Origin of the sequence: Qipengyuania aquimaris (assembly GCF_020171965.1) — a bacterium.
GTDB lineage: Bacteria > Pseudomonadota > Alphaproteobacteria > Sphingomonadales > Sphingomonadaceae > Qipengyuania > Qipengyuania aquimaris_A.
On record NZ_JAIUZK010000002.1, the window covers coordinates 43255 to 62878 of the forward strand.

Genomic DNA, 19624 nt, shown 5'->3' on the forward strand with positions numbered 1-19624 from the left:
GAGTTCCGCCGCGCGGCTCAGCCGCATTGCGCGCGGTGCAGCAGTTTGTGATCGGCCAGCACCAGCGCCATCATCGCCTCGACAACCGGCGTACCACGAATGCCGACACAGGGATCGTGCCGCCCCTTGGTGCGCACCTCGGTCGCCTCGCCCTGCCGGTCAATACTGGCAACGGGGGTGAGGATCGAACTGGTCGGCTTGAACGCCACGCGGCAGACGACCGGCTGGCCGGTCGAAATCCCGCCCGCGATCCCGCCTGCATGGTTGGCCGCGAACTCCGGCCCGTTTTCGCCTGGTGACATGGCATCGGCGTTCTGTTCGCCGGTGAGGCGCGCGGCATCGAAGCCGTCGCCGATCTCCACGCCCTTGACCGCATTGATGCTCATCATCCCTGCAGCCAGGTCGCTGTCGAGCTTGGCATAGACCGGCGCGCCCCATCCTGCGGGTACGCCCGTCGCCACGCATTCGACCACCGCGCCGAGCGAAGAGCCTGTCTTGCGCGCTTCGTTGACCAGCGCTTCCCAGCGCTTGGCGGCCTGTGTGTCGGGGCACCAGAAGGGGTTGCGGGCGATTTCTTCGCGATCGAAATTTGCGGGGTCGATCCGGTCGCCGCCGATCTCCGCGACATAGGCGAGTATTGCGACCTCGGGGATGGCCTTTCTCGCCACCGCGCCTGCTGCAACGCGCATAGCCGTCTCGCGAGCGCTCGACCGCCCCCCGCCGCGGTAGTCGCGAAAGCCGTATTTCGCGTCATAGGCATAGTCGGCGTGGCCGGGACGATAGGTGTTGGCGATTTCCGAATAGTCTTTCGACCGCTGGTCCTTGTTCTCGATCAGCAGCGAGAGCGATGTGCCCGTGGTCTTGCCCTCGAACACGCCCGACAGGATGCGGACCTCGTCCGGCTCCTTGCGCTGGGTGGTGAACTTGTTCTGGCCCGGCTTGCGGGCATCGAGGAAAGGCTGGATATCGCTCTCGCTCAGCTCGAGCCCCGGCGGGCACCCGTCGACCACTGCGCCGATGGCAGGCCCATGGCTTTCCCCCCAGGTGGTGAAGCGAAGCACGCGTCCGAAAGTGTTCCAGCTCATGTCCGCCTTCCTGTCTCAACTGTGGGGCCAAGTCCACTAGGGCTGGACCAAGCCATTCTTGTAGCGCAAGAACAAACCATGATTGCCAAGCTTAAAGGCCTGCTCGACGAAACCGGTTCCGACTGGGCGGTGATCGATGTCTCGGGCGTCGGGTATCTCGTCCATTGCTCGGCACGCACATTGAGCCAGCTCGGCGAGAAGGGCGAGGCGTGCACGGTCTACACCGATCTTCAGGTGTCGGAAAACGACATGCGCCTGCTCGGCTTTGCCGAAGCTGCGGAGCGTGACTGGTTCCGCCTGCTCACGCAGGTACAGGGCGTGGGCAGCAAGGTCGGCCTTGCGATCCTGTCGGCGTTGTCGACCGGCGAGGTGCAGCAGGCCTGCTCCAGCGGCGATGCCGCCACGATCGCCCGCGCGCAGGGCGTAGGGCCGAAACTGGCCGGGCGCATCGTCAATGAACTGAAGGACAAGGCGGGCGCGCTTCCGGGCGGCGGTGCTGGCGGCGTAGCGGCTGCCGCGGCCCCGGTCGGCGGGGCGAGCGCCGATGCGGTGAGCGCGCTGGAAAACCTCGGCTTCAAACCGGCGATTGCCGCGCGGGCCGTGGCTGCGGCGCAAGGCGAGTTGGGCGAAGGCGCGAGCGAGGGCGACCTCATCCGCGTCGCATTGAAGAGGGCGGCAGGATGACTTCCAGAACGGCGACATGCCAATGCGGGCAATTGTCAGCGACGTGCAAGGATGATCCGGAGAGGGTTTCCGTGTGCCACTGCCTGGATTGCCAGAAGCGCAGCGGCTCTTCCTTCGCTGCACAGGCTCGATTTCCTGCCGGTGAAGTGCGCTTTTCCGGCGATCATCGCACCTGGCAGCGCAAGGGTGACGATGGCGGAGAAATCACTACACATTTCTGCCCGCACTGTGGATCTACCGTGTGGTTCACGCATGACCAGCAGCCGAACATCGTCGCGGTGGCGGTGGGCGGCTTTGCCGATCCGGCGTTCCCGGCCCCGGCGTTCTCTGTCTATGAAGAGCGCAAGCATGGCTGGGTCGCGATCGTGGGCGAGGAAATCGAACATTATGACTGAGCTTGCCGCCCGCTCTTCCCGGGAGAATGGATTCATGAGGATATTCCTGCTTGTTCTTGCTGCGACCGCCGCAGCGCCCCTTTCCGCGCAGGACATGAGCGCGTTCAAAACCGGTCCGGTATTCGCGCAATTCGGACCGCACGCGCCGGTCGAGGGGATCGGCGAAGTCCCCGGCGACACCGAATTCTCGATCGCTTTCGATGTCGCCAAGCCGGCGGACGAGGGCGCGCGCAATCGCGGCTTCGAAAGCGCCGCGCGCTTCATCAACATGCACGTCGCGCACGGCGTGCCGGAGGACAACATCCGCATCGCCGTGGTCGTCCACGGCAAGGCGGTGAACGACTTGCTGGCGAAGCCCGACAATACCTCTGCCGACATGGTGCAGGTGATGCTTGGCGAGGGCGTGCGCTTCATAGTCTGCGGCCAGAGCGCGGCGGCCTATGGGGTGACGCAGGACGACCTCCTGCCGGGCGTCGAAATGGCGCTCTCCGCCATGACCGCCCACGCCCTGCTGCAACAGCGCGGCTACACGGTGAACCCGTTTTGATGGCTGTGCCGCCTCTCGAAGTCCAAACGGCAATTGAGCATGGTCAAAACGCTAGAGGATGGATCCTAAACGGATACGCCCAAGTTGAGTATCTACTCGGCGATATCATCGTCAAAGCGAATGAAATGGTAGAATATGCCGCAGTTCAAGGACGTTTGCCGCACCGTGTAGAAAAGCGTATCGCGAAAGTGCGAGAGTTGCTGGTTCTCGAAGGTTATTTTTCTCAGCATTCTGAAGAAATAGAATGGATCATAGGCGCGTTTGAACAGAGCCAAGAGACGAGGCATCTGTTGGCTCATGGATTTTGCTCCGCCTATCACACTCCTGATGGTGACTTCGGTTTAGAATTTAGAAAATGGCATCGCGATGGTGACGCCGACTCAGAAATGATAAAGATGTTTCGTTTGGTCGATCTCGATTATGAGCGTGATCAATTTACACACGTCGCTCAGCGTGCAGTGACATTGGTCAGCCTCATCCACCATGATCTAGGTTTAGTAGGTCAATGACCGAACCCGTCCCTCTCCATTCGCCGGACCGGCAGCCGGAAGACCCGGATGCGGCGCTGCGGCCGAAATCGCTGGCCGAATTCGTCGGGCAGAAGGCGGCGCGCGAGAATTTGCGCGTGTTTATCGAGGCGGCCAAGAACCGCGGCGAAGCGATGGACCATGTGCTGTTCTTCGGGCCTCCGGGGCTCGGCAAAACCACGCTGGCGCAGATCGTATCCAAGGAACTGGGCGTCGGTTTCCGTGCCACTTCCGGCCCGGTGATCGCCAAGGCGGGCGATCTCGCCGCGCTGCTAACCAATCTCGAGCCGAACGACGTCCTCTTCATCGACGAGATCCACCGTCTCAATCCCGTGGTCGAGGAAGTGCTCTATCCCGCGATGGAAGACCGCGCGCTCGACATCATCATCGGCGAGGGCCCCTCGGCGCGCAGCGTGCGGATCGACCTGCCGCCTTTCACGCTGGTCGGCGCGACGACGCGGCAGGGCCTGCTGACCACGCCCTTGCGCGACCGTTTCGGCATTCCTGTGCGGCTCAATTTCTATACTGAGGACGAACTGCTCAAGGTCGTCACGCGCGGGGCAGGCTTGCTGGACATGGGCATCGACGAAGGCGGTGCACGCGAGATTGCCCGTCGTTCGCGCGGCACGCCTCGTGTCGCAGGCCGGTTGATGCGCCGCGTGCGCGACTTCGCCAGCGTGCTCGGCGAGGCCGTGGTCACGACCAGGGTGGCCGACGAAGCGCTGACCCGGCTGGAGGTCGACAGCCTCGGCCTCGATGCGATGGACCGCCGCTACCTCACCATGATCGCGACCACCTACAAGGGTGGGCCGGTGGGGGTCGAAACGCTTGCCGCAGGCCTCAGCGAACCACGCGATACGGTGGAGGAGGTGATCGAACCCTACCTCATCCAGCTCGGCCTCATTGCCCGGACAGCGCGGGGCCGGATGCTCAACGATGGCGGCTGGGCGCACCTTGGAATGAGCCCGCCCGGACCTGCCGGCCAGTCTGATATGTTCGACAAATAGGCTGAATCCCCGGGTAAGGATGGCCGGATCCGCGGTCCCAAAGCGGGACATGGCGCTCGCAACCCTCGCAAGATTGCGGAAAATTTAGTTTTGTCAGGGTAACAGGAAGTGTAAATTCGCTGACCGGGGGATTCGCCATTTGCGTGTGTCCGGTCGATGCGGGGCCAACCCGCACAACAGGAAGTGCAAGATATGTCGGTTAAAGCAGCGCTTGCAAAATTGTCGGCCACGGCGGCTGGCGGCGCACTCGTGGCGGGTGGCGCAGTGCATGTTGCAGAGCGGCCAGTAACCGATTCCCCCAGTTACAAGAGCCAGTCGGTCAAGCAGATCAAGGCGCGCCCGATCAAGCGTGCGACACCGAAACCACCGGTAAGGGCGGCTCGCGTCATTCCCAAGCGGGTGATCGAATGCGTGCCTTACGATTCGCCGGAAGCAGCGGTTGCCGATCCCGAAAACGTCTGCCCGCCGATCAGGCGTGTCGTCATGGCCCCTGTGCCCGTCCCGCCTCTTCCGCAAGCCGCGCCAGTCGCGGGCGGTGGCGGATCGCGCTCGATCCCGAGCGGCGGATACGGCGGTGGATATGGCGGCGGCTTCGGCGGCGGCTTCTTCGGCGGTTTCTTCGGCGGCGGGTCCAGCGGCGGCAGCGTTGTCGTGAATTCCACTACGACCACCGGAGGCGAAATTCCGGATATCGACATCGACGTGTCGACCTCAACCAGCACCAGCAATGGCGGCAGTTCGTCCAGTTCGTCGACCGGCTCGGTAACCTCGACGACATCGACCGGTGAAGTCAGCAGTTCAACGGGCGAGGTTTCTACCTCCACCGGCCAGGTCAGCACCTCCACCTCGACATCGACCAGCACCGGAGAGGTATCCACCTCGACCGGACAGGTGAGCTCGACGTCTACCTCCTCTTCCTCGGGCGATGTCAGCAGCTCGACTTCGACATCGGGGGACGTGTCCAGCTCCACGTCGACTTCGACCTCGACGAGCGGTGATGTCTCCAGTTCAAGCTCGAGCTCCTCGTCGAGCTCAAGTTCGTCCTCGTCCTCCTCCAGTTCCAGTTCGAGCGGGGATGTCACGAGCACTTCCAGCTCGTCGAGCGGGGACGTGTCGTCGAGCACCAGCAGTTCGAGCAGCTCCTCGACGAGTTCGTCCACCAGCTCCAGCACGTCGAGCTCGACCTCCTCGAGCAGCTCGACCAGCTCCAGCACCTCCAGCAGCACCAGCAGCGGTACCGAAGTCCCGGCACCCCCCATGATGATCCTGTTCGGAATGGCCGCAGCGGCGATATTCGGTCGGCGCCGTTTCCGTGTACGTCGCGGCGCACAGGGCGCGCAGGCCTGAGCCAATCCGCAATCAGCGGTAGTTGCGGCTCCACTCTTCCTGTCGGTACCACTGGGTAATCACGTATTTCTCGCCCGCCTCGACCGGCAGGGCGGCATGCCGCGTATTGCGATTGGGGCGGCCCTTGCGGGTCATGTTGTCCCAGGCGATCAGCAGGCCCGGTTCCGGCGTCACCAATAGGTCCAGTTCGGGAAATTCAGTCTCCCCGCCCGCTTCGACGCTGTTGAGATAGACCATCGCGGTCCAGCTGCGCTGTCCGCCGCGGCGCCGTTCGTTCTGCCAGTGCGGCCGCTCTTCGCGGAAATAGTCGCGGTGATGCAGGTACTGCTCGCCCACGTGATAGCGCTGGCCCTGGATCGTCTCCGCATGGGCGCGATCGATGCCGAGCGCCTCGTCGATCTTGCGTCCGAGCGCGATCGTCTCCGGCGCTTCATTGGAAAAGAAATGGGTCGAGCTCGTCCGCGCGCCCATGGTCTTGCGATCGGAGAAGAGCTTCGATGGCTGGATGCGGCTCTCGATCGTCGCGATCAGCTGCGCGCATTCCTGCGGCGTCAGGAAGTCCGGGATCAGGTAGAGATCCGCCTTGTCGCCGCCTTTCGCGACCGCTCGCGGATGTTGCGAGAGGCGTGCGCGGACATTGTCGCCGATCGCTGCAAGGATCGCGGGATCGGCCTTGGGGTCTGGTTGCTTGGTCCGGAAAAGCCGGGAGAGGTGGGTCAGCAGGGGCACGGAGCGAGCAATCTCCTATCCGTGCCCCTGCGTAAACCGGCTTACGATGCGGCGAGCTTGCGCAGCACGTAGTGGAGGATGCCGCCGTTGCGGTAATACTCCATCTCGTTGGCCGTATCGATGCGGCAGAGCGCGGTGAAGGTGGCCTTCGAGCCGTCTTCATGCGTCACTTCGACTTCGACGTCCTGGCCCGGGGTTAGGTCGGCAAGACCCTTGATCGTGAAGGTGTCGTCCGCGCCGAGACCGAGGCTCTGGCGCGTGTCGCCGTCCTTGAACTGCAGCGGGAGCACGCCCATGCCGATCAGGTTCGAGCGGTGGATACGCTCGAAGCTTTCGACGATCACGGCACGAACGCCGAGCAGGATAGTGCCCTTCGCGGCCCAGTCACGGCTCGAACCCGTGCCGTATTCCTTGCCTGCAACGACGACCAGCGGCGTACCGTCGGCCTTGTGCTTCATGGCAGCGTCGTAGATCGGCATCTGCTCACCCTTGTAGGTGGTGATGCCGCCTTCGGTGCCGGGGACCATTTCGTTCTTGATGCGGATGTTGGCGAAAGTGCCGCGCATCATTACTTCGTGGTTGCCGCGGCGCGAGCCGTAGGAGTTGAAGTCCGACTTCGAAACCTGGTGGCTCTTGAGGTATTCGCCTGCAGGGCTGTCTTCCTTGATCGAGCCTGCGGGCGAGATGTGGTCGGTCGTGGTCGAATCGCCGAGGATCGCCAGCGGCTTCGCATCGGTGATGTCGGTGACCGGCGCCGGTTCCATCTGCATGTCTTCGAAGAAGGGCGGGCTCGCCACGTAGGTGCTGGTCGGGTTCCAGCGGTAGGTGTCCGACGCTTCGACGTTGATCGCCTGCCAGTGCTCGTCGCCCTTGTAGACATCGGCATAGCGGCTTTCGAACATTTCACGGTCGATGTTCGCGGCGCGGTGGGCGCGGATTTCCTCGTTGCTCGGCCATACGTCGGCCAGCATCACGTCGTTGCCGTCCTGGTCCTGGCCCAGCGGCGTTTCGGTGATGTCCTTCGTGACCGTACCGAGGATCGAATAAGCGACCACGAGCGGGGGCGATGCGAGGAAGTTGGCGCGTACGTCGGGCGACACGCGGCCTTCGAAATTGCGGTTACCCGACAGGACCGAGGCGGCGACGATGTCGTTGCCGTTGATGGCCTTGCTGATCGGCGGGGCGAGCGGGCCCGAGTTGCCGATGCAGGTGGTGCAGCCGTAGCCGACAAGGTCGAAGCCCATGGCGTCGAGATCGTCCTGAAGGCCGCTCTTCTCGAGGTAGTCGGTAACGACCTGCGATCCCGGTGCAAGCGAAGTCTTCACCCACGGCTTGGGCGCGAGGCCCTTCTCGCGCGCCTTCTTGGCCACGAGACCGGCAGCGATCAGCACGTCGGGGTTGGAGGTATTGGTGCAGCTGGTGATGGCCGCGATCACGACGTCGCCATCACCGACGTCATGGTCCTTGCCTTCCACGTCAACGCGCAGCGGCGCATCCTTGGAGTAGATCGACTTGAGGTCGGTGTTGAACAGCTCGTCCACCTGCGGCAGCGCGACGCGGTCCTGCGGGCGCTTGGGGCCGGCGAGGCTGGGGACGACCTTGGATACGTCGAGGTCGAGCGTCTTGGTGAAGACCGGCTCGTTCTCCGGCGTGAACCACATGCCCTGCTTCTTGGCATAGGCTTCGACCAGCGCGATCGTCTCTTCCGGGCGACCGGTGAGGCGCATGTATTCGAGCGTCTTGTCGTCGATGCCGAAAAAGCCGCAGGTCGCGCCGTATTCGGGGGCCATGTTGGCGATCGTCGCACGGTCGGCGAGGCTGAGGTGGGCAACGCCTTCGCCGTAGAATTCGACGAAGCGGCCGACCACGCCGACTTCGCGCAGCATCTGCACGCAGGTCAGCACGAGGTCGGTGGCAGTGACGCCTTCGGCCATCTTGCCGGTCAGCTTGAAGCCGACGACTTCGGGGATCAGCATGGAGATCGGCTGGCCGAGCATGGCGGCTTCGGCCTCGATCCCGCCAACGCCCCAGCCAAGCACGCCGAGGCCGTTGATCATCGTGGTGTGGCTGTCGGTGCCGACGCAGGTATCGGGATAGGCGACAGCCTTTCCGTCCTGGTCGTCGGACGCCCACACGCCCTTGCCGATGTATTCCAGGTTCACCTGGTGGCAGATGCCGGTGCCCGGAGGCACGGCGGAGAAGTTCTCGAAGCTCTTCGAGCCCCACTTGAGGAAGTCGTAACGCTCCGCATTGCGGGCGTATTCGAGTTCGACGTTCTTTTCGAATGCCTTGGGGTGGCCGAATTCGTCGACCATGACCGAGTGGTCGATCACGAGGTTCACGGGAACCTGCGGATTGATCTTCGCCGTGTCGCCGCCAAGCTTGCTGATCGCATCGCGCATGGCTGCAAGGTCGACCACACAGGGAACGCCGGTGAAGTCCTGCAGCAGGACGCGGGCCGGACGATACTGGATTTCCTTCCCGGTCTTGGGGTTCTTCTGCCAGTCGGCAATCGCCTGCACATCGTCGGTCGACACGGTGAAGCCGCCGTCTTCGAAACGCAGCATGTTTTCGAGCAGGACCTTCAGACTGAACGGCAGTTTCGACACGTCGCCGATTTTCTCTGCCGCCTTCTCGAAGGAGTAATAAGCGTAATCCTTGCCATCGACGGTGAGGGTGGAGCGGGTTCCGAGCGTGTCCTTGCCGACCTGGGTCATGCGGGCATTCTTCCTTGTGTTAGAAATGGGCCTTTCCCGACCAATGGACGGACGGGCACAATGTGCCGCGCACCTGCGCCGAACACCGCAAAAAATCAAGGCCCAGAGCCTCGTCAAAACGTCTGATCGGGAACAAAAACGGCGCTTCAGGGCTTATTAAGGCAAAATTAGGGCAAAGTCGCTGCTCGGCAGCAAGGCAGGAGCGCGCAGCCCGACATGGAGTTTGAAATGAAAACCCTCGATCAGGCGCCGAGTGCGTCCCGCCGCACAGTCAAGCTGGCCGTCATGGCCGCAGCTCTTGGCGTGGCCGGATGTTTCACTGCCGCCTTCACTTTCGCAGGCACCGAAGCCCAGGCCGGCGAACAGGCCGACGCCCCGATCGTCGCTACCCGCTAAAGCGCTGCCTGCGCCGGCTGCTTGGGCTTGCGCCGCGCAGCGATCAGGCAGGCACCCACGATAATGGCCGTGCCCAACAGGGTCGTCGCGGTCACCTTTTCCTGAAAGAAGAGCCAGCCGAAGAGCGAGGCCCACAGGAAGCCCGAATATTCCAGCGGGACGAGCGTTTGCGCCTCTTCGCGGGCGTAGGCCCAGGCCATGCCCATTGCGCCTGCCACGGTCAGGAACGCGGCCATACCGAGGTCGAACCATATATCTGCAGTGGGCAGATTGAAGGCGAAGGGCATCGCCAGTCCCAACAGAACGACCGACACTCCCGAGTGGAACACCGCTATTTCGGCGGGACCGGCCATTTGCGATTGCCGCCGGATCAGGATGAAATTGTAGGCGTAGAGCAGGGCGGATACGAGGATTGCTGCCAGCCCCAGCGCAGCATCGCTATCGAAACCGTTGCGGCCAACCTTGCCGCCGACGATCACCAGCGTACCGGCAAACCCGACAATCGAAGCGACGATTGCCGACTTGCGGATCACCTCGCCCAATAGCAGGCGGGCGAGGTAAAGCGCGATCAGCGGAGCGATGAAGCTGATGGCGATAGCCTCTGCGATCGGCAGCTTGGTCAGCGCGTAAAAGAACGTCAGCGCCATGAAAGTCGAGATGATGCCGCGCCGGATATGCAGGCGAAGAACCTCCGGCCGTGGCCGCTTGCCGCCCCTGCCAAGCCACAGCGGCAACGCAATGGCGGTTGCGAGGGTCGAGCGCAGCCATGCCGCCGTAAGCGCGCCCAGTGCCAGTGCCGCGCTCTTCATGAAGGCATCCATCAGGGACAGGCTGGCTACGGCAAGCATGGCCGCCAGGATGGGCAGGAAGGCATGGTGGCGTGTCATCGCGCCACGCATATGCGTCCGCGGCCTGCACGTCATCATGGTTCAGCATAAGGCAAGCAGATGGCGTGGATAAGGATGCAAACATTTGCTAGTAACACGGCGGATGCAGCGCGTGACTGCAATCGCCAAATGGTGGGCTGAATGACACTTCGTACTCTTCTTTTGACTGGCGCGAGCAGCGCGCTTCTTCTTGCCGGCACTGCACAGGCGCAGAACAGCGCTCCGGAAAGCCTGTTGCCCGCCGAACGCGCGCAGCCGGCAGCGCAGGACGCGCCCGCTGATGCGCAAAGCGTCGAGGAAGCATTCGGCGACATCCGCATGCAGAGCGGTGAAGTGGTGCAGGAAGTACCCTCGCTCGAAGGCGAATGGACGCTGGAGCAGGTCGAAACCCTGCTCGCCTATATTCCCAATGTCGCGGCCGAAGGTCTCAACCCTGCCGATTATCGCGCCGATGAACTGAGCGCGCTGCTCACGGCGAACGGTCCCGGTGCAGAAGTGAATGCGCTGGCCAGCGAAATCTTCGTCTGGCTGGTCGAGGACCTGCGGGACGGCCGCACACCGATGGAATCGCGCCGCCAGTGGTTCGTGGTCGATCCCGACGCCGACCGCATGCCCACGTGGAAGCTCTTGGAAGACGCGCTTGCGAGCGGCGACATCGCCGGCACTCTCGACGGCCTCAATCCTGTGCACCCCGACTACGCGCGCCTGCGCGAAGAACTGGCTTCGGAAACCGATGCCGCGCGCATCAAGCTGATCCGTGCGAACATGGATCGCTGGCGCTGGTTGCCGCAGGACCTCGGCAAGCAGTATCTCGTCACCAACGTGCCTGAATTCATGCTCCGCCTGACGGTCAACGGACGCATCATCAAGAGCTATCGCACCGTCGTCGGCAAGCCCGGCCGCACAGCGACGCCGCAATTGGCTGAAATGGTCGAGGCAGTGATCTACAACCCGACCTGGACCGTGCCGCAGTCGATCGTGAAGGGCGAAGGCCTTGGCGCGAAAGTCCTCAATAATCCCGGCTGGGCCCGCAGCGCAGGCTACAAGGCGACCAAGGGCGCGAATGGCTGGGTGACCGTGGTACAGCAGCCGGGGCCGCAGAACGCGCTCGGCCTGATGAAGCTCGACATGCCGAACGAGCATGCGATCTTCCTCCACGACACGCCGAGCCGCCACCTCTTCGCGAACGAGAACCGCGCGCTCAGCCACGGCTGCATCCGCGTGCAGGGCGCGCGCGAGCTGGCCATGACCATGTCGCTGCTTGGCAATGCGAGTTCGAAGGATGAATTTCCCGCGATCATCGAGGAAGTGTCGGAAATCACCGGCAGCGGGGAGTACACGCGCTACGCCATGAAGAAGCAGTGGCCGGTGTACATCACCTATTTCACGATGGCGACGGACGTCGACGGCAAGCTCAAGACCTTCAAGGACCTCTACGACCGCGACGCGCCCGTGCTGGCCGCGCTTGACGCTCCGCGCCAGTCGGATCGTGCGCGCGAGACGAGTGAAGAAGCCGTCGAGATTATCGACGACATGCAGATCAGCTAAACCGGATCAGAACAGGCCGGGGTTGGCGCGTTCGAAAGTGCCGCCGCCCGGCCTGCGGATCAGGTCGGTCTGCGCAATCGGCGGGGTACGGCGGCTGCCGTCGGCCTGGATGCCGAGACTTTCCGCATAGAGCAGGCGCCCGCCGCTCAGGCTCAGCAGGACCTTGGCGAACTGGTCCGGCCCGAGGGCGAAGCAGCCGTTGGAGCGGCCGAGCCTGCCCCAGCGTGCGATGTGTTCCGGGCGCGCATATTCGGCAGGATGCATGACGATGGCGCGCGGCAGGGCGTTGGAATTGGTCGGATCGAGCCCGTCGAGCCTGATCGAGGTGCCATAGCGCCCACGATACCAGCTACGCGTCATGTAGGCGCCGCGACTGGTCGCCTCGCTCCCCTCGATATTGGAATACCGCTTGAGCCAGCCGTCGTGTTCGCTGTCGGACCCGGTGCCATGCGTCACGAAAAAGCTTTCGACGCGTTCGTTGTCGAGATCGACGAAATGGAAGCGCTGGTTGGCCGAATGGAGGCCGAAATCGGCAATGCCGACGATGTCCTTCTTCCAGATGCCTGCGCCGACACGGTCCAATTGGTCGCGTGCAATGGCGATAAGCTGGCGATCCCTTGAGGCCGTCGCATTGACCTGGGCAAACACGCGTGCCGGCAGCGCCGCTGCGGCGCCTGCGGCAAGAGTGCTTTTGAGAAGATCGCGACGTTTCATCCTGCTCCATCCATATCACAGCCGAGGCTTACGGGGAATGAACGTTCGAAGCGGGCATTGGTGTCGGCGCAGGTGATCATCGAGCGGGCGTGGCGCTGCCCCACCTCGCGCGGATCCTTGCCGTACCCGCCACCCAGCGCACTGGCGATCGGCAGGCCGCGCCGCCGCGCCTCCCCGACCACGAAGCGGTCGCGCCGTTCGATGCCTGTGTCACTAAGCGCCAGCCGACCGAGCCGGTCGTCGTCATGCACATCCACGCCAGCCTGGTAGAGCACCATGTCGGGCGCGAAGCTTTCGAAGACGCGCGGCAAATGCCTGTCGAGTGCTTCGAGGAAACCATCGTCGTCGATCCCGTCGGCCAGCGGCACGTCGAGGCTGGAGCGGGCCTTGCGCACCGGGAAATTCTTCTCCGCATGGACCGAGAGGGTGAAGATATCGTCGCGCAGGGCGGTGAGGCTGGCGGTCCCGTCACCCTGGTGGACATCGAGGTCGATGACCAGCACACGCTGAGCATCGCCTTCCGCGATCAACCGGTTTGCGGCCACGGCAAGGTCGTTGAACACGCAATAGCCCGCCCCCGTGTCGTAGAGCGCATGGTGGCTCCCCGCAGCCGAGTTCGCCGCATATCCGTGCTTCTTCGCCAGTTGGGCGGCGAGCCATGTGCCGCCATTGGTATGCTGGACGCGCTGGGAAATATGCGGCGTGACGGGAAAGCCGATGCGGCGTTCCTTCACCTGCGGCACGCTGGCGGTGAAGACTTCCTCGACGTAATCGGGACAGTGGATCGCCTCCAGCCAGCGGCGCGGCATTGGCGGCGGCGCGTGTTCGACCAGCGGATAGCCGCTTTGGCGCAGCGCCTCCATCACCGCCATGTACTTGTCGAAGCGGAAGGTGCCGCGCGTGGGCGCGGGGGCCATGTAGTCTGCGTGGTGAACGACGTGGAGAATGGCGATCTACCCGCGCTTCGCCTCGGCCTGCGCCACGAGCTTTTGCAGATTGGGAACGGCGGCCATTGTCGCGGCAGGCATTTCGGCGGCGACTGCGAGGCGTTGAGGCGCATTTTCCTTCAGCCAGCGCACGGTCGGCGCGCCCGGATCGAGCCGCGATTGCGACAGGAAGGCGGAGACCTTGGGATTGCTCGCCCAGAGGAAGCGATTCATGCCGGTGCCGAGCAGGGTTCCGGCATAGCCGTCGATATCGTCGACGAAGCTGACCGGCTTGCACAGCGCGTTCTTCTCCTCGTCGGTTTCGAAATTGGCCTCGATGAAAGCCGAGACTGCGGCATTGAGCGTCACCAGCGGGACGTGAAGTAGCTGGAGCGTGATCTTGCCTTCCTCCCATTGCGGGTGGACCGGCTTGGGGCTGACGGCAGACGCCGTGCAGTCGATGAAGAGCGTATTCTCCGGAACCGTCTCCTCGCCCCCGGCGAGGACCATCTTGCCGGGTACGATCCGCTGGACCCGGCCTTTGCGCACCACGTTCCCGATCTTGCGCAGCCGCTCTACCTCGCCTTCGGAGATCGTGGCGTAATGGAACATCTCCGGCTCGACATCGGTATCGATGCGCAGCATGGCCCCGTCCCTTTCCAGCTGGTGGAAGAGCGCGGGCACATCCTCGGCTGTCGCAGCCGCTTTCATCAGCTTGATCTGGCCGCCCACGGTGCTTTCGAAGAACTGTTCGCCCGGTTGCGTGATCGTGCGGTTGATCAGCCAGCTTTCGCGCGGCTTCACCCAGGTAATCCGGTCGGGTGCGATGCCCGCTTCAAGCAGCCAGACGCCGGCATCCATCGCGGTTTTTCCCGCACCCAGGATGACGAAATGCTCAGGAATGCTTGCGGGGTCGCGCCATAGGTCCGGCAGCTTGCCGGGTACTTCGACCCGCACGCCATCGCTCACCTCGAACTTGCGCTTGTGCGTGGTGGGCACCGAGGTGGCGAAATAGGTGGTGTCGACCAGCCTGCGCTTGACCGTCACGCCGGTCTCTTCCCCCGAAAGCACATTCCGGAAGCGGTGATCGCCAATGTATTCGCAATTCGGAAAATAGCGGACGCGCCCCGTCGGCAGCAGGTGATCGCGCATGACCGACTGGAAATAGGCGACCACTTCGGGACCGCTCGCCTGTTCGAAAAAGCCCTTGTTGGGCCCGCTTTCGTCGATCCGGTCGGTGCCGAGCGGCACGCCTTCGACCCCGTAGAGCGCACTCGGCTGGTGCAGTGCGACGAAGGAATAGGCGTCGTTCCAGTGACCGCCGGGCGATGAATGCTTGTCGACCATGACGACATCGCAATCGGGGTCCTGCGCCAGCAGCGTGTCGACGAAGGACAGTGCGGTCGCACCCGCGCCAATGACCAGATAGTCGGTTTCAAGGGTCATCGGCATATTCCTTTGCAATTCGTCAGCTGGCGAGGCGGGCAAGCTCGTCGTAGATTTCGTCTTCGCTCCGGCTGGCGGCGTTGCGCCAGCTAGTTGCAGTCTCGGCATTTACGAGGGTCCCGGACCCGTCGATCACCAGCACATTGGGCGTGCCGGGCAATTCATCGAGGCCGAAGCGCTGCGCAATGTCGAGATTGTGGCCATCGCCCGTCTGCGGCATCCCGACATTGACGAAAACGAGTTCGTATTCCTTCGCGATCAGGTCCTGGAAGCGCGGCGTCTCCAGCCATCCGGCCAATGCGCGGCTGTCATGGCACCAGTTGGCGCCCATCACCAGGAGAACGTGTGTGTCGTTTGCTGCAGCGCTGGAAAGCGCTGCATCGACTTGCGCCGAAGGGTCCTGCATTACTGCGAAGGAACGCGCCTCGGGATGGTCCAGTGCCGTCTCCGCCTCAGCGGTCGCGCAAGCCGACAGGGCAAGCAGCGCCGTGACGGCAAGGCCGGTGCGGATCACTCGGCAGCGACCTTGTGCGGGTCGAATGCCTCGGCTTCGCCGGCCTCGATCTTCGCGGCTTTTTCCTCGACGAGGCGGACGATGTGGTCGAGCATGTCTTCGCTCTCGATATGGTGGTCCTTCACGCCCGAGAGGTAGACCATGTGCTTGCCCGAACCGCCGCCGGTCAGGCCGATATCGGTTTCGCGTGCTTCGCCGGGGCCGTTCACCACGCAGCCCAGCACCGAAAGGCTCATCGGCGTCTTGATGTGCTCAAGCCGCTTTTCGAGCGTTTCGACGGTGCGGATCACATCGAAACCCTGGCGCGAACAGCTGGGGCAGGAGACGACGCGAACGCCGCGAGTGCGCAGGCCCAATGCCTTGAGCATTTCGAAGCCGACTTTCACTTCCTGCTCCGGCTCTGCGGACAGCGAGACGCGGATGGTGTCGCCGATGCCGGCCCACAGCAGGCTGCCGATACCGATGGAACTCTTGACCGTGCCGCCGATCAGGCCGCCTGCCTCGGTAATGCCGAGATGGAGCGGGCAGTCCACGGCCTCTGCCAGCCCGTGATAGGCTGCGACCGCGAGGAACACGTCGCTGGCCTTCACCGCGACCTTGTATTCGTGAAAGTCGTGGTCCTGCAGCAGCTTGATATGGTCGAGCGCGCTTTCGATCAGTGCCTCGGGGCAAGGCTCGCCGTACTTCTCCAGCAGGTCCTTCTCGAGGCTGCCTGCGTTCACGCCGATGCGGATGGCGCAGCCATTGGCCTTTGCCGCACGCACGACTTCGGCGACGCGCTCGGAAGAGCCGATATTGCCTGGATTAATGCGCAGGCAGGCCGCGCCCTTGTCGGCCGCTTCGAGTGCGCGCTTGTAGTGGAAGTGGATGTCCGCGACGATCGGCACGTTTGCCGCGCGCGTGATCTTGTCGAAATTCGCGGTCGATTCCTCGGTCGGGCAGGACACGCGGATGATGTCCGCGCCCACGTCCTCGCAGCGGCGGATCTGGTCGATCGTCGCGGCCACATCCTCTGTCGGGGTGTTGGTCATGGTCTGGACCGTAATCGGGGCATCGCCGCCGACGGCGACGTTACCGACCATGATCTGGCGGGACTTGCGGCGCTCGATATCGCGCCAGGGGCGTACGGAAGACATGGAGAGCGATATAGAGACGCTTCGATGAAGGGGCAATGACAGGCAGCATGACTTGCGGCATGAGAGCCACATGAGCGAAGCGACAGACGACGTAATGACCGATAGCGCCCTACTGTTCGGGCGCGTGCTCGACGGGCAGGGCGGGGCGCGCCCGATCGAGTGGGAAGAGGCCATGGCCTGGCAACCGGCTGCGCCCGAAGAGGTGCTATGGCTGCATATCTGCCGCAACCGGCCGGGGGTGCAGCAATGGCTTCAGGACCAGCTGGGCGTGCCCGAACCCACGGCCGAACTGCTCACCAGCGACCAGACCCGCCCGCGCGCTTTCAGGGAGGGCGAGACGCTGGTCGGCACGCTGCGCGGGATCAACTTCAATCCCGGCGCGCAGCCGGAGGACATGATTTCCATGCAGCTATGGTGCGACGGCCGCCGCCTCATCACGCTGCGCCGCCATCCGCTGCAGACCCCGCGCGAGGTCATGGCGCAGCTCGATCGCGGGGTCGGCCCACCGGACGCGGGTGCGACCATCACCCTGCTGGCCGAGCTGATGATCGCCCGCATGAGCCAGTCGATTGTCGACATGAATTACGTCCTCGACGAGCTGGAGGATGACGATCCGGAAGAACATGCCGAAGTCATGCTCAGCCGCATCTCGACGATCCGCCGCAATTGCCTCGGCCTCAAACGCCACATGGCCCCGCAGCACGAAGCGCTGGAGCAGATCAGCCGCGAAGCGCCATATTGGTTCGAGGAACACGACCGGCGCGAAATCGCCGAATCCATCGCGCGCCTGCGCCGCTATCTCGACGATATCGACATCAGCAAGGAAAGCGCCCTGGTCCTGCAGGACGAATTGCGCGCCCGCAGCCTCGCCAGCAGCGAGCATGCGACCTACATGCTCACCATCGTGGCGGGCATCTTTCTGCCACTGGGCTTCCTCACCGGCCTGCTCGGCATCAATGTCGGCGGGATGCCCGGCATGGACGATCCCGACGCGTTCTGGGCCGTGGTCGCGCTGTGCCTGTTCCTGTTTATCGCGCTGATCGTCGTCTTCAGGCGCCTGCGCTGGCTTTAGACGGCTGCAAATGCAGGAGCGCCCCGCTTCCGGTGCTCACGTGCATTTTGCACGCTGCGCTCCGGGTCGTGGCGCTCCCACATTTTCGCTCGTCTATCGCCTGCGCAGAAACGCGGTTTAGAACCCTTTAGCCCCCGGCCATCTGCGAGGGGATGAATTCCTCGCGCACGGCCTTGGCGATCAGGTCGAGCGGGATGATGCCCTGGCTGAGCAGGAAGTCGTTGAAAGCGCGTTCGTTGAAGGCCGCGCCCAGCGCCAGCTCGGTTTCCACGCGCAGGTCGATCAGCTTGCGATAGCCGTAGTAATAGGACCCTGCCTGGCCGGGCATGCGGAACTGGTAGCGATCGAGTTCTTGCTTGGTCATGCCGGGCGAGAACAGCGCTTCTTCGCGCAAGATCCGCTCTGCCTCTGCGCGCGACATCAGGCCGAGGTTGAGCGCCGGATCGAGGAAGGCGCGGGCCGCGCGCAACAGGCGGAACTGCTGCGCGATGAACTGCCCCTCGATCGGTTCGTGCGGCATCATTTCCGCTTCGGCATAAAGCGCCCAGCCTTCGACGTTCACGCTGTTGAAGGCGTAGAGCATGCGCGCGAGGCTGACGCCCTGTGCGACGAGGGCCGCGAACTGCATTTCATGCCCCGGGCGCGCTTCGTGGGCGCTGAGCGTCCAGCTGGCGGCGGGGAAGTTGAAATCGTCATAGGCGTCTTCCGCGCTTGCAGTCGGATTGCCGACGGTGAGGACGAACGTGCCTTGTTCCCCGGTATTCCCGATCAGGCGCGGCGGGCGCATGTGCGGGGCCGGCTGCGCAGCGCTTTCCGCCTCGCTCGCAACACGCATGTTCATCTCGTAATCGGGAAGTGAGACGATGTCGTGCGCGCGGATCTGGGCTTCCAGCTTCGCGTTCACATCGCGGTAGAAATCCTCGATCTCGTCATTGGGAATGGTCATTGCCTTCAGGCCGGCCATGACCGAGGCCATGTCGGTCTTTTCCCAGCCGTATTTGGCGGCGATCTGCGGGGCGAGCGCTTCCATCTGGGCCCGTATTTCGTAGAACCCCCGGCGCGCGCGACTCATCGCTTCGCGCGGGTCCATCTCGATCCCGACCTCGCGCAGGCGCAGGGCATAGAGTCCTTCCGGCAGGCGCGGATCGGTGCGCGCGGCAGGGACCACGGTTGCAGCGGTCCACTCTCCGTAATCGGTGAGCTGGGCCTCCATCGCATCGAGCGCTTCTTCCGCACCTTCGATCTCGAATTTGGCGAACAGCTCGCGGATCCCGGCGACGAAGGTCGGGATCTTGCCGACCGATTCCTCTACCTCGACGCGGTAAGGGCCCATCTTGCCTTCGCCGCGGCTGGCTTCGAAGCGGGCCTTGGCCAGCTCGGTCATCGGCTGGGTATCGGGCCACAGCCCCGTGTAGCGCTGCAGCAGTTCGAGCGCCTTGGCGCGGCGGTGCTCTGCGGTCTGGTCGGACAGGAGCTGACCGATATTGCCGAACATGGCCTGCCCGACTTCTGCGAATTCGAGCATTTCGCGATTGCTCAGCTCGATGCGCTCATTGTCCATTTCGAGCGAGTCGATCAGGATCTGGAGGTCCTGCAGGACGTAGGGGTTGGTTTCGACCTGCTTGGCCGCTTCATATTCCGCGATCAGCGCACGCGAGGCGGCGACATAGCGCTCGTCCCGGTCCAGCGACATGTCGTTGACCAGCCCGTCATACTGCTCATAGCCCGCCGATGACGCGCCGGTCGGGAAGAAGCTGGCCTGCAAGGCGATCGCCTTCTGGGTGTAGGCATTGCTGGTTTCGACCCAATCAGGCGTAACGGGCGTTTCGGCGGCATCCTGGGCCAGCAGCGGGGCGGCGGGCAGGGCCGATGCGGCGGCAAGGGCGATGGCGGCGGCGAAAGTCTTCATGGGTATTCCCTCCTGTTGGCGGAGGGACTGCCGAGCCG

At 63.6% G+C, this 19624-nt stretch carries 19 protein-coding genes; 8 read left to right on the top strand and 11 right to left on the bottom strand.

Annotation, left to right across the window (positions count from 1 at the left end; all coding sequences use genetic code 11):
• Window positions 1-17: 17 nt before the first annotated feature.
• Window positions 18-1085, bottom strand: a complete 1068-nt coding sequence (gene aroC / locus LCM24_RS07765; protein WP_224803516.1) for a chorismate synthase — start codon at window positions 1083-1085, stop codon at window positions 18-20.
• A 78-nt stretch (window positions 1086-1163) separates the two neighbouring features.
• On the opposite strand from aroC, the gene ruvA reads away from it, so the two are divergent.
• The 5 genes from ruvA to ruvB all read left to right on the top strand — a co-directional run bounded on the left by ruvA (window position 1164) and on the right by ruvB (window position 4245).
• Window positions 1164-1769: a Holliday junction branch migration protein RuvA gene (ruvA, locus tag LCM24_RS07770; protein WP_224803517.1), complete on the top strand. Its 606-nt coding sequence runs from the start codon at window positions 1164-1166 to the stop codon at window positions 1767-1769.
• Window positions 1770-1840: 71 nt separating this feature from the next.
• Window positions 1841-2164, top strand: a complete 324-nt coding sequence (locus LCM24_RS07775) for a GFA family protein (protein WP_224803518.1) — start codon at window positions 1841-1843, stop codon at window positions 2162-2164.
• Between the two features lie 34 nt (window positions 2165-2198).
• Window positions 2199-2711 (top strand): DsrE family protein, encoded by a 513-nt coding sequence (locus LCM24_RS07780; protein WP_224803519.1) that lies wholly within the window; start codon window positions 2199-2201, stop codon window positions 2709-2711.
• Window positions 2711-3220 (top strand): hypothetical protein, encoded by a 510-nt coding sequence (locus tag LCM24_RS07785; RefSeq protein WP_224803520.1) that lies wholly within the window; start codon window positions 2711-2713, stop codon window positions 3218-3220. Before LCM24_RS07780 ends, LCM24_RS07785 begins: the two co-directional genes overlap by 1 nt.
• Complete coding sequence (gene ruvB / locus LCM24_RS07790) at window positions 3217-4245, top strand: Holliday junction branch migration DNA helicase RuvB (RefSeq protein ID WP_224803521.1); 1029 nt, start codon at window positions 3217-3219, stop codon at window positions 4243-4245. Before LCM24_RS07785 ends, ruvB begins: the two co-directional genes overlap by 4 nt.
• A 416-nt stretch (window positions 4246-4661) precedes the next feature.
• Here ruvB and LCM24_RS07795 read toward each other — a convergent pair whose 3' ends face one another.
• The 3 genes from LCM24_RS07795 to acnA form a co-directional block, all read right to left on the bottom strand.
• Window positions 4662-5504 carry a hypothetical protein gene (locus LCM24_RS07795; protein ID WP_224803522.1) on the bottom strand — a complete coding sequence of 281 codons (843 nt, stop codon included), beginning with the start codon at window positions 5502-5504 and terminating at the stop codon, window positions 4662-4664.
• 100 nt (window positions 5505-5604) lie between these two features.
• On the bottom strand, window positions 5605-6321 hold the full coding sequence (locus LCM24_RS07800) for a prolyl hydroxylase family protein (protein WP_224803523.1): 717 nt from the start codon (window positions 6319-6321) through the stop codon (window positions 5605-5607).
• A gap of 41 nt (window positions 6322-6362) precedes the next feature.
• On the bottom strand, window positions 6363-9038 hold the full coding sequence (acnA, locus tag LCM24_RS07805; RefSeq protein ID WP_224803524.1) for an aconitate hydratase AcnA: 2676 nt from the start codon (window positions 9036-9038) through the stop codon (window positions 6363-6365).
• 228 nt (window positions 9039-9266) lie between these two features.
• Between acnA and LCM24_RS07810 the strand changes: the two genes are divergently transcribed.
• Window positions 9267-9434: a hypothetical protein gene (locus LCM24_RS07810; protein ID WP_177201796.1), complete on the top strand. Its 168-nt coding sequence runs from the start codon at window positions 9267-9269 to the stop codon at window positions 9432-9434.
• Here LCM24_RS07810 and LCM24_RS07815 read toward each other — a convergent pair.
• Entirely contained in the window at window positions 9431-10321 is an 891-nt protein-coding gene (locus tag LCM24_RS07815; protein ID WP_224803525.1) for a DMT family transporter, read from the bottom strand. The two genes, LCM24_RS07810 and LCM24_RS07815, sit on opposite strands and share 4 nt — an antisense overlap.
• 141 nt (window positions 10322-10462) lie before the next feature.
• Here LCM24_RS07815 and LCM24_RS07820 point away from each other — a divergent pair, with 141 nt between their 5' ends.
• Window positions 10463-11869 (top strand): L,D-transpeptidase family protein, encoded by a 1407-nt coding sequence (locus LCM24_RS07820; RefSeq protein ID WP_224803526.1) that lies wholly within the window; start codon window positions 10463-10465, stop codon window positions 11867-11869.
• 6 nt (window positions 11870-11875) lie between these two features.
• Here the strand turns inward: LCM24_RS07820 and LCM24_RS07825 are convergent, their stop codons facing one another.
• From LCM24_RS07825 to ispG, 5 genes are read right to left on the bottom strand one after another with little or no spacing between them, the layout of a single operon-like run.
• On the bottom strand, window positions 11876-12583 hold the full coding sequence (locus LCM24_RS07825) for a murein L,D-transpeptidase catalytic domain-containing protein (RefSeq protein ID WP_224803527.1): 708 nt from the start codon (window positions 12581-12583) through the stop codon (window positions 11876-11878).
• Window positions 12580-13500 (bottom strand): histone deacetylase, encoded by a 921-nt coding sequence (locus tag LCM24_RS07830; protein ID WP_224803528.1) that lies wholly within the window; start codon window positions 13498-13500, stop codon window positions 12580-12582. Before LCM24_RS07830 ends, LCM24_RS07825 begins: the two co-directional genes overlap by 4 nt.
• 36 nt (window positions 13501-13536) lie before the next feature.
• Window positions 13537-14955, bottom strand: a complete 1419-nt coding sequence (locus LCM24_RS07835) for an NAD(P)-binding protein (RefSeq protein WP_224803529.1) — start codon at window positions 14953-14955, stop codon at window positions 13537-13539.
• A 22-nt stretch (window positions 14956-14977) separates the two neighbouring features.
• Window positions 14978-15469: a thioredoxin family protein gene (locus LCM24_RS07840; RefSeq protein WP_224803530.1), complete on the bottom strand. Its 492-nt coding sequence runs from the start codon at window positions 15467-15469 to the stop codon at window positions 14978-14980.
• Window positions 15466-16605: a flavodoxin-dependent (E)-4-hydroxy-3-methylbut-2-enyl-diphosphate synthase gene (gene ispG / locus LCM24_RS07845; protein ID WP_224803531.1), complete on the bottom strand. Its 1140-nt coding sequence runs from the start codon at window positions 16603-16605 to the stop codon at window positions 15466-15468. Before ispG ends, LCM24_RS07840 begins: the two co-directional genes overlap by 4 nt.
• A gap of 70 nt (window positions 16606-16675) precedes the next feature.
• Here ispG and LCM24_RS07850 point away from each other — a divergent pair, with 70 nt between their 5' ends.
• Window positions 16676-17677 (top strand): zinc transporter ZntB, encoded by a 1002-nt coding sequence (locus LCM24_RS07850; protein WP_224803532.1) that lies wholly within the window; start codon window positions 16676-16678, stop codon window positions 17675-17677.
• Window positions 17678-17804: 127 nt separating this feature from the next.
• Here the strand turns inward: LCM24_RS07850 and LCM24_RS07855 are convergent, their stop codons facing one another.
• On the bottom strand, window positions 17805-19586 hold the full coding sequence (locus LCM24_RS07855) for a DUF885 domain-containing protein (RefSeq protein ID WP_224803533.1): 1782 nt from the start codon (window positions 19584-19586) through the stop codon (window positions 17805-17807).
• Between the last annotated feature and the right edge of the window lie 38 nt (window positions 19587-19624).

Bases quoted from the DNA above. Each gene is read 5' to 3' on its own strand.
- LCM24_RS07785 (WP_224803520.1), top strand. From the start codon at position 2,711: ATGGCTGTGCCGCCTCTCGAAGTCCAAACGGCAATTGAGCATGGTCAA.
- ruvB (WP_224803521.1), top strand. From the start codon at position 3,217: ATGACCGAACCCGTCCCTCTCCATTCGCCGGACCGGCAGCCGGAAGAC.
- ruvA (WP_224803517.1), top strand. From the start codon at position 1,164: ATGATTGCCAAGCTTAAAGGCCTGCTCGACGAAACCGGTTCCGACTGG.
- LCM24_RS07820 (WP_224803526.1), top strand. From the start codon at position 10,463: ATGACACTTCGTACTCTTCTTTTGACTGGCGCGAGCAGCGCGCTTCTT.
- acnA (WP_224803524.1), bottom strand. From the start codon at position 9,038: ATGACCCAGGTCGGCAAGGACACGCTCGGAACCCGCTCCACCCTCACC.
- LCM24_RS07795 (WP_224803522.1), bottom strand. From the start codon at position 5,504: ATGGGGGGTGCCGGGACTTCGGTACCGCTGCTGGTGCTGCTGGAGGTG.
- ispG (WP_224803531.1), bottom strand. From the start codon at position 16,605: ATGTCTTCCGTACGCCCCTGGCGCGATATCGAGCGCCGCAAGTCCCGC.
- LCM24_RS07850 (WP_224803532.1), top strand. From the start codon at position 16,676: ATGAGCGAAGCGACAGACGACGTAATGACCGATAGCGCCCTACTGTTC.
- LCM24_RS07855 (WP_224803533.1), bottom strand. From the start codon at position 19,586: ATGAAGACTTTCGCCGCCGCCATCGCCCTTGCCGCCGCATCGGCCCTG.
- LCM24_RS07815 (WP_224803525.1), bottom strand. From the start codon at position 10,321: ATGACACGCCACCATGCCTTCCTGCCCATCCTGGCGGCCATGCTTGCC.
- LCM24_RS07780 (WP_224803519.1), top strand. From the start codon at position 2,199: ATGAGGATATTCCTGCTTGTTCTTGCTGCGACCGCCGCAGCGCCCCTT.
- LCM24_RS07810 (WP_177201796.1), top strand. From the start codon at position 9,267: ATGAAAACCCTCGATCAGGCGCCGAGTGCGTCCCGCCGCACAGTCAAG.
- aroC (WP_224803516.1), bottom strand. From the start codon at position 1,085: ATGAGCTGGAACACTTTCGGACGCGTGCTTCGCTTCACCACCTGGGGG.
- LCM24_RS07830 (WP_224803528.1), bottom strand. From the start codon at position 13,500: ATGGCCCCCGCGCCCACGCGCGGCACCTTCCGCTTCGACAAGTACATG.
- LCM24_RS07825 (WP_224803527.1), bottom strand. From the start codon at position 12,583: ATGAAACGTCGCGATCTTCTCAAAAGCACTCTTGCCGCAGGCGCCGCA.
- LCM24_RS07835 (WP_224803529.1), bottom strand. From the start codon at position 14,955: ATGACCCTTGAAACCGACTATCTGGTCATTGGCGCGGGTGCGACCGCA.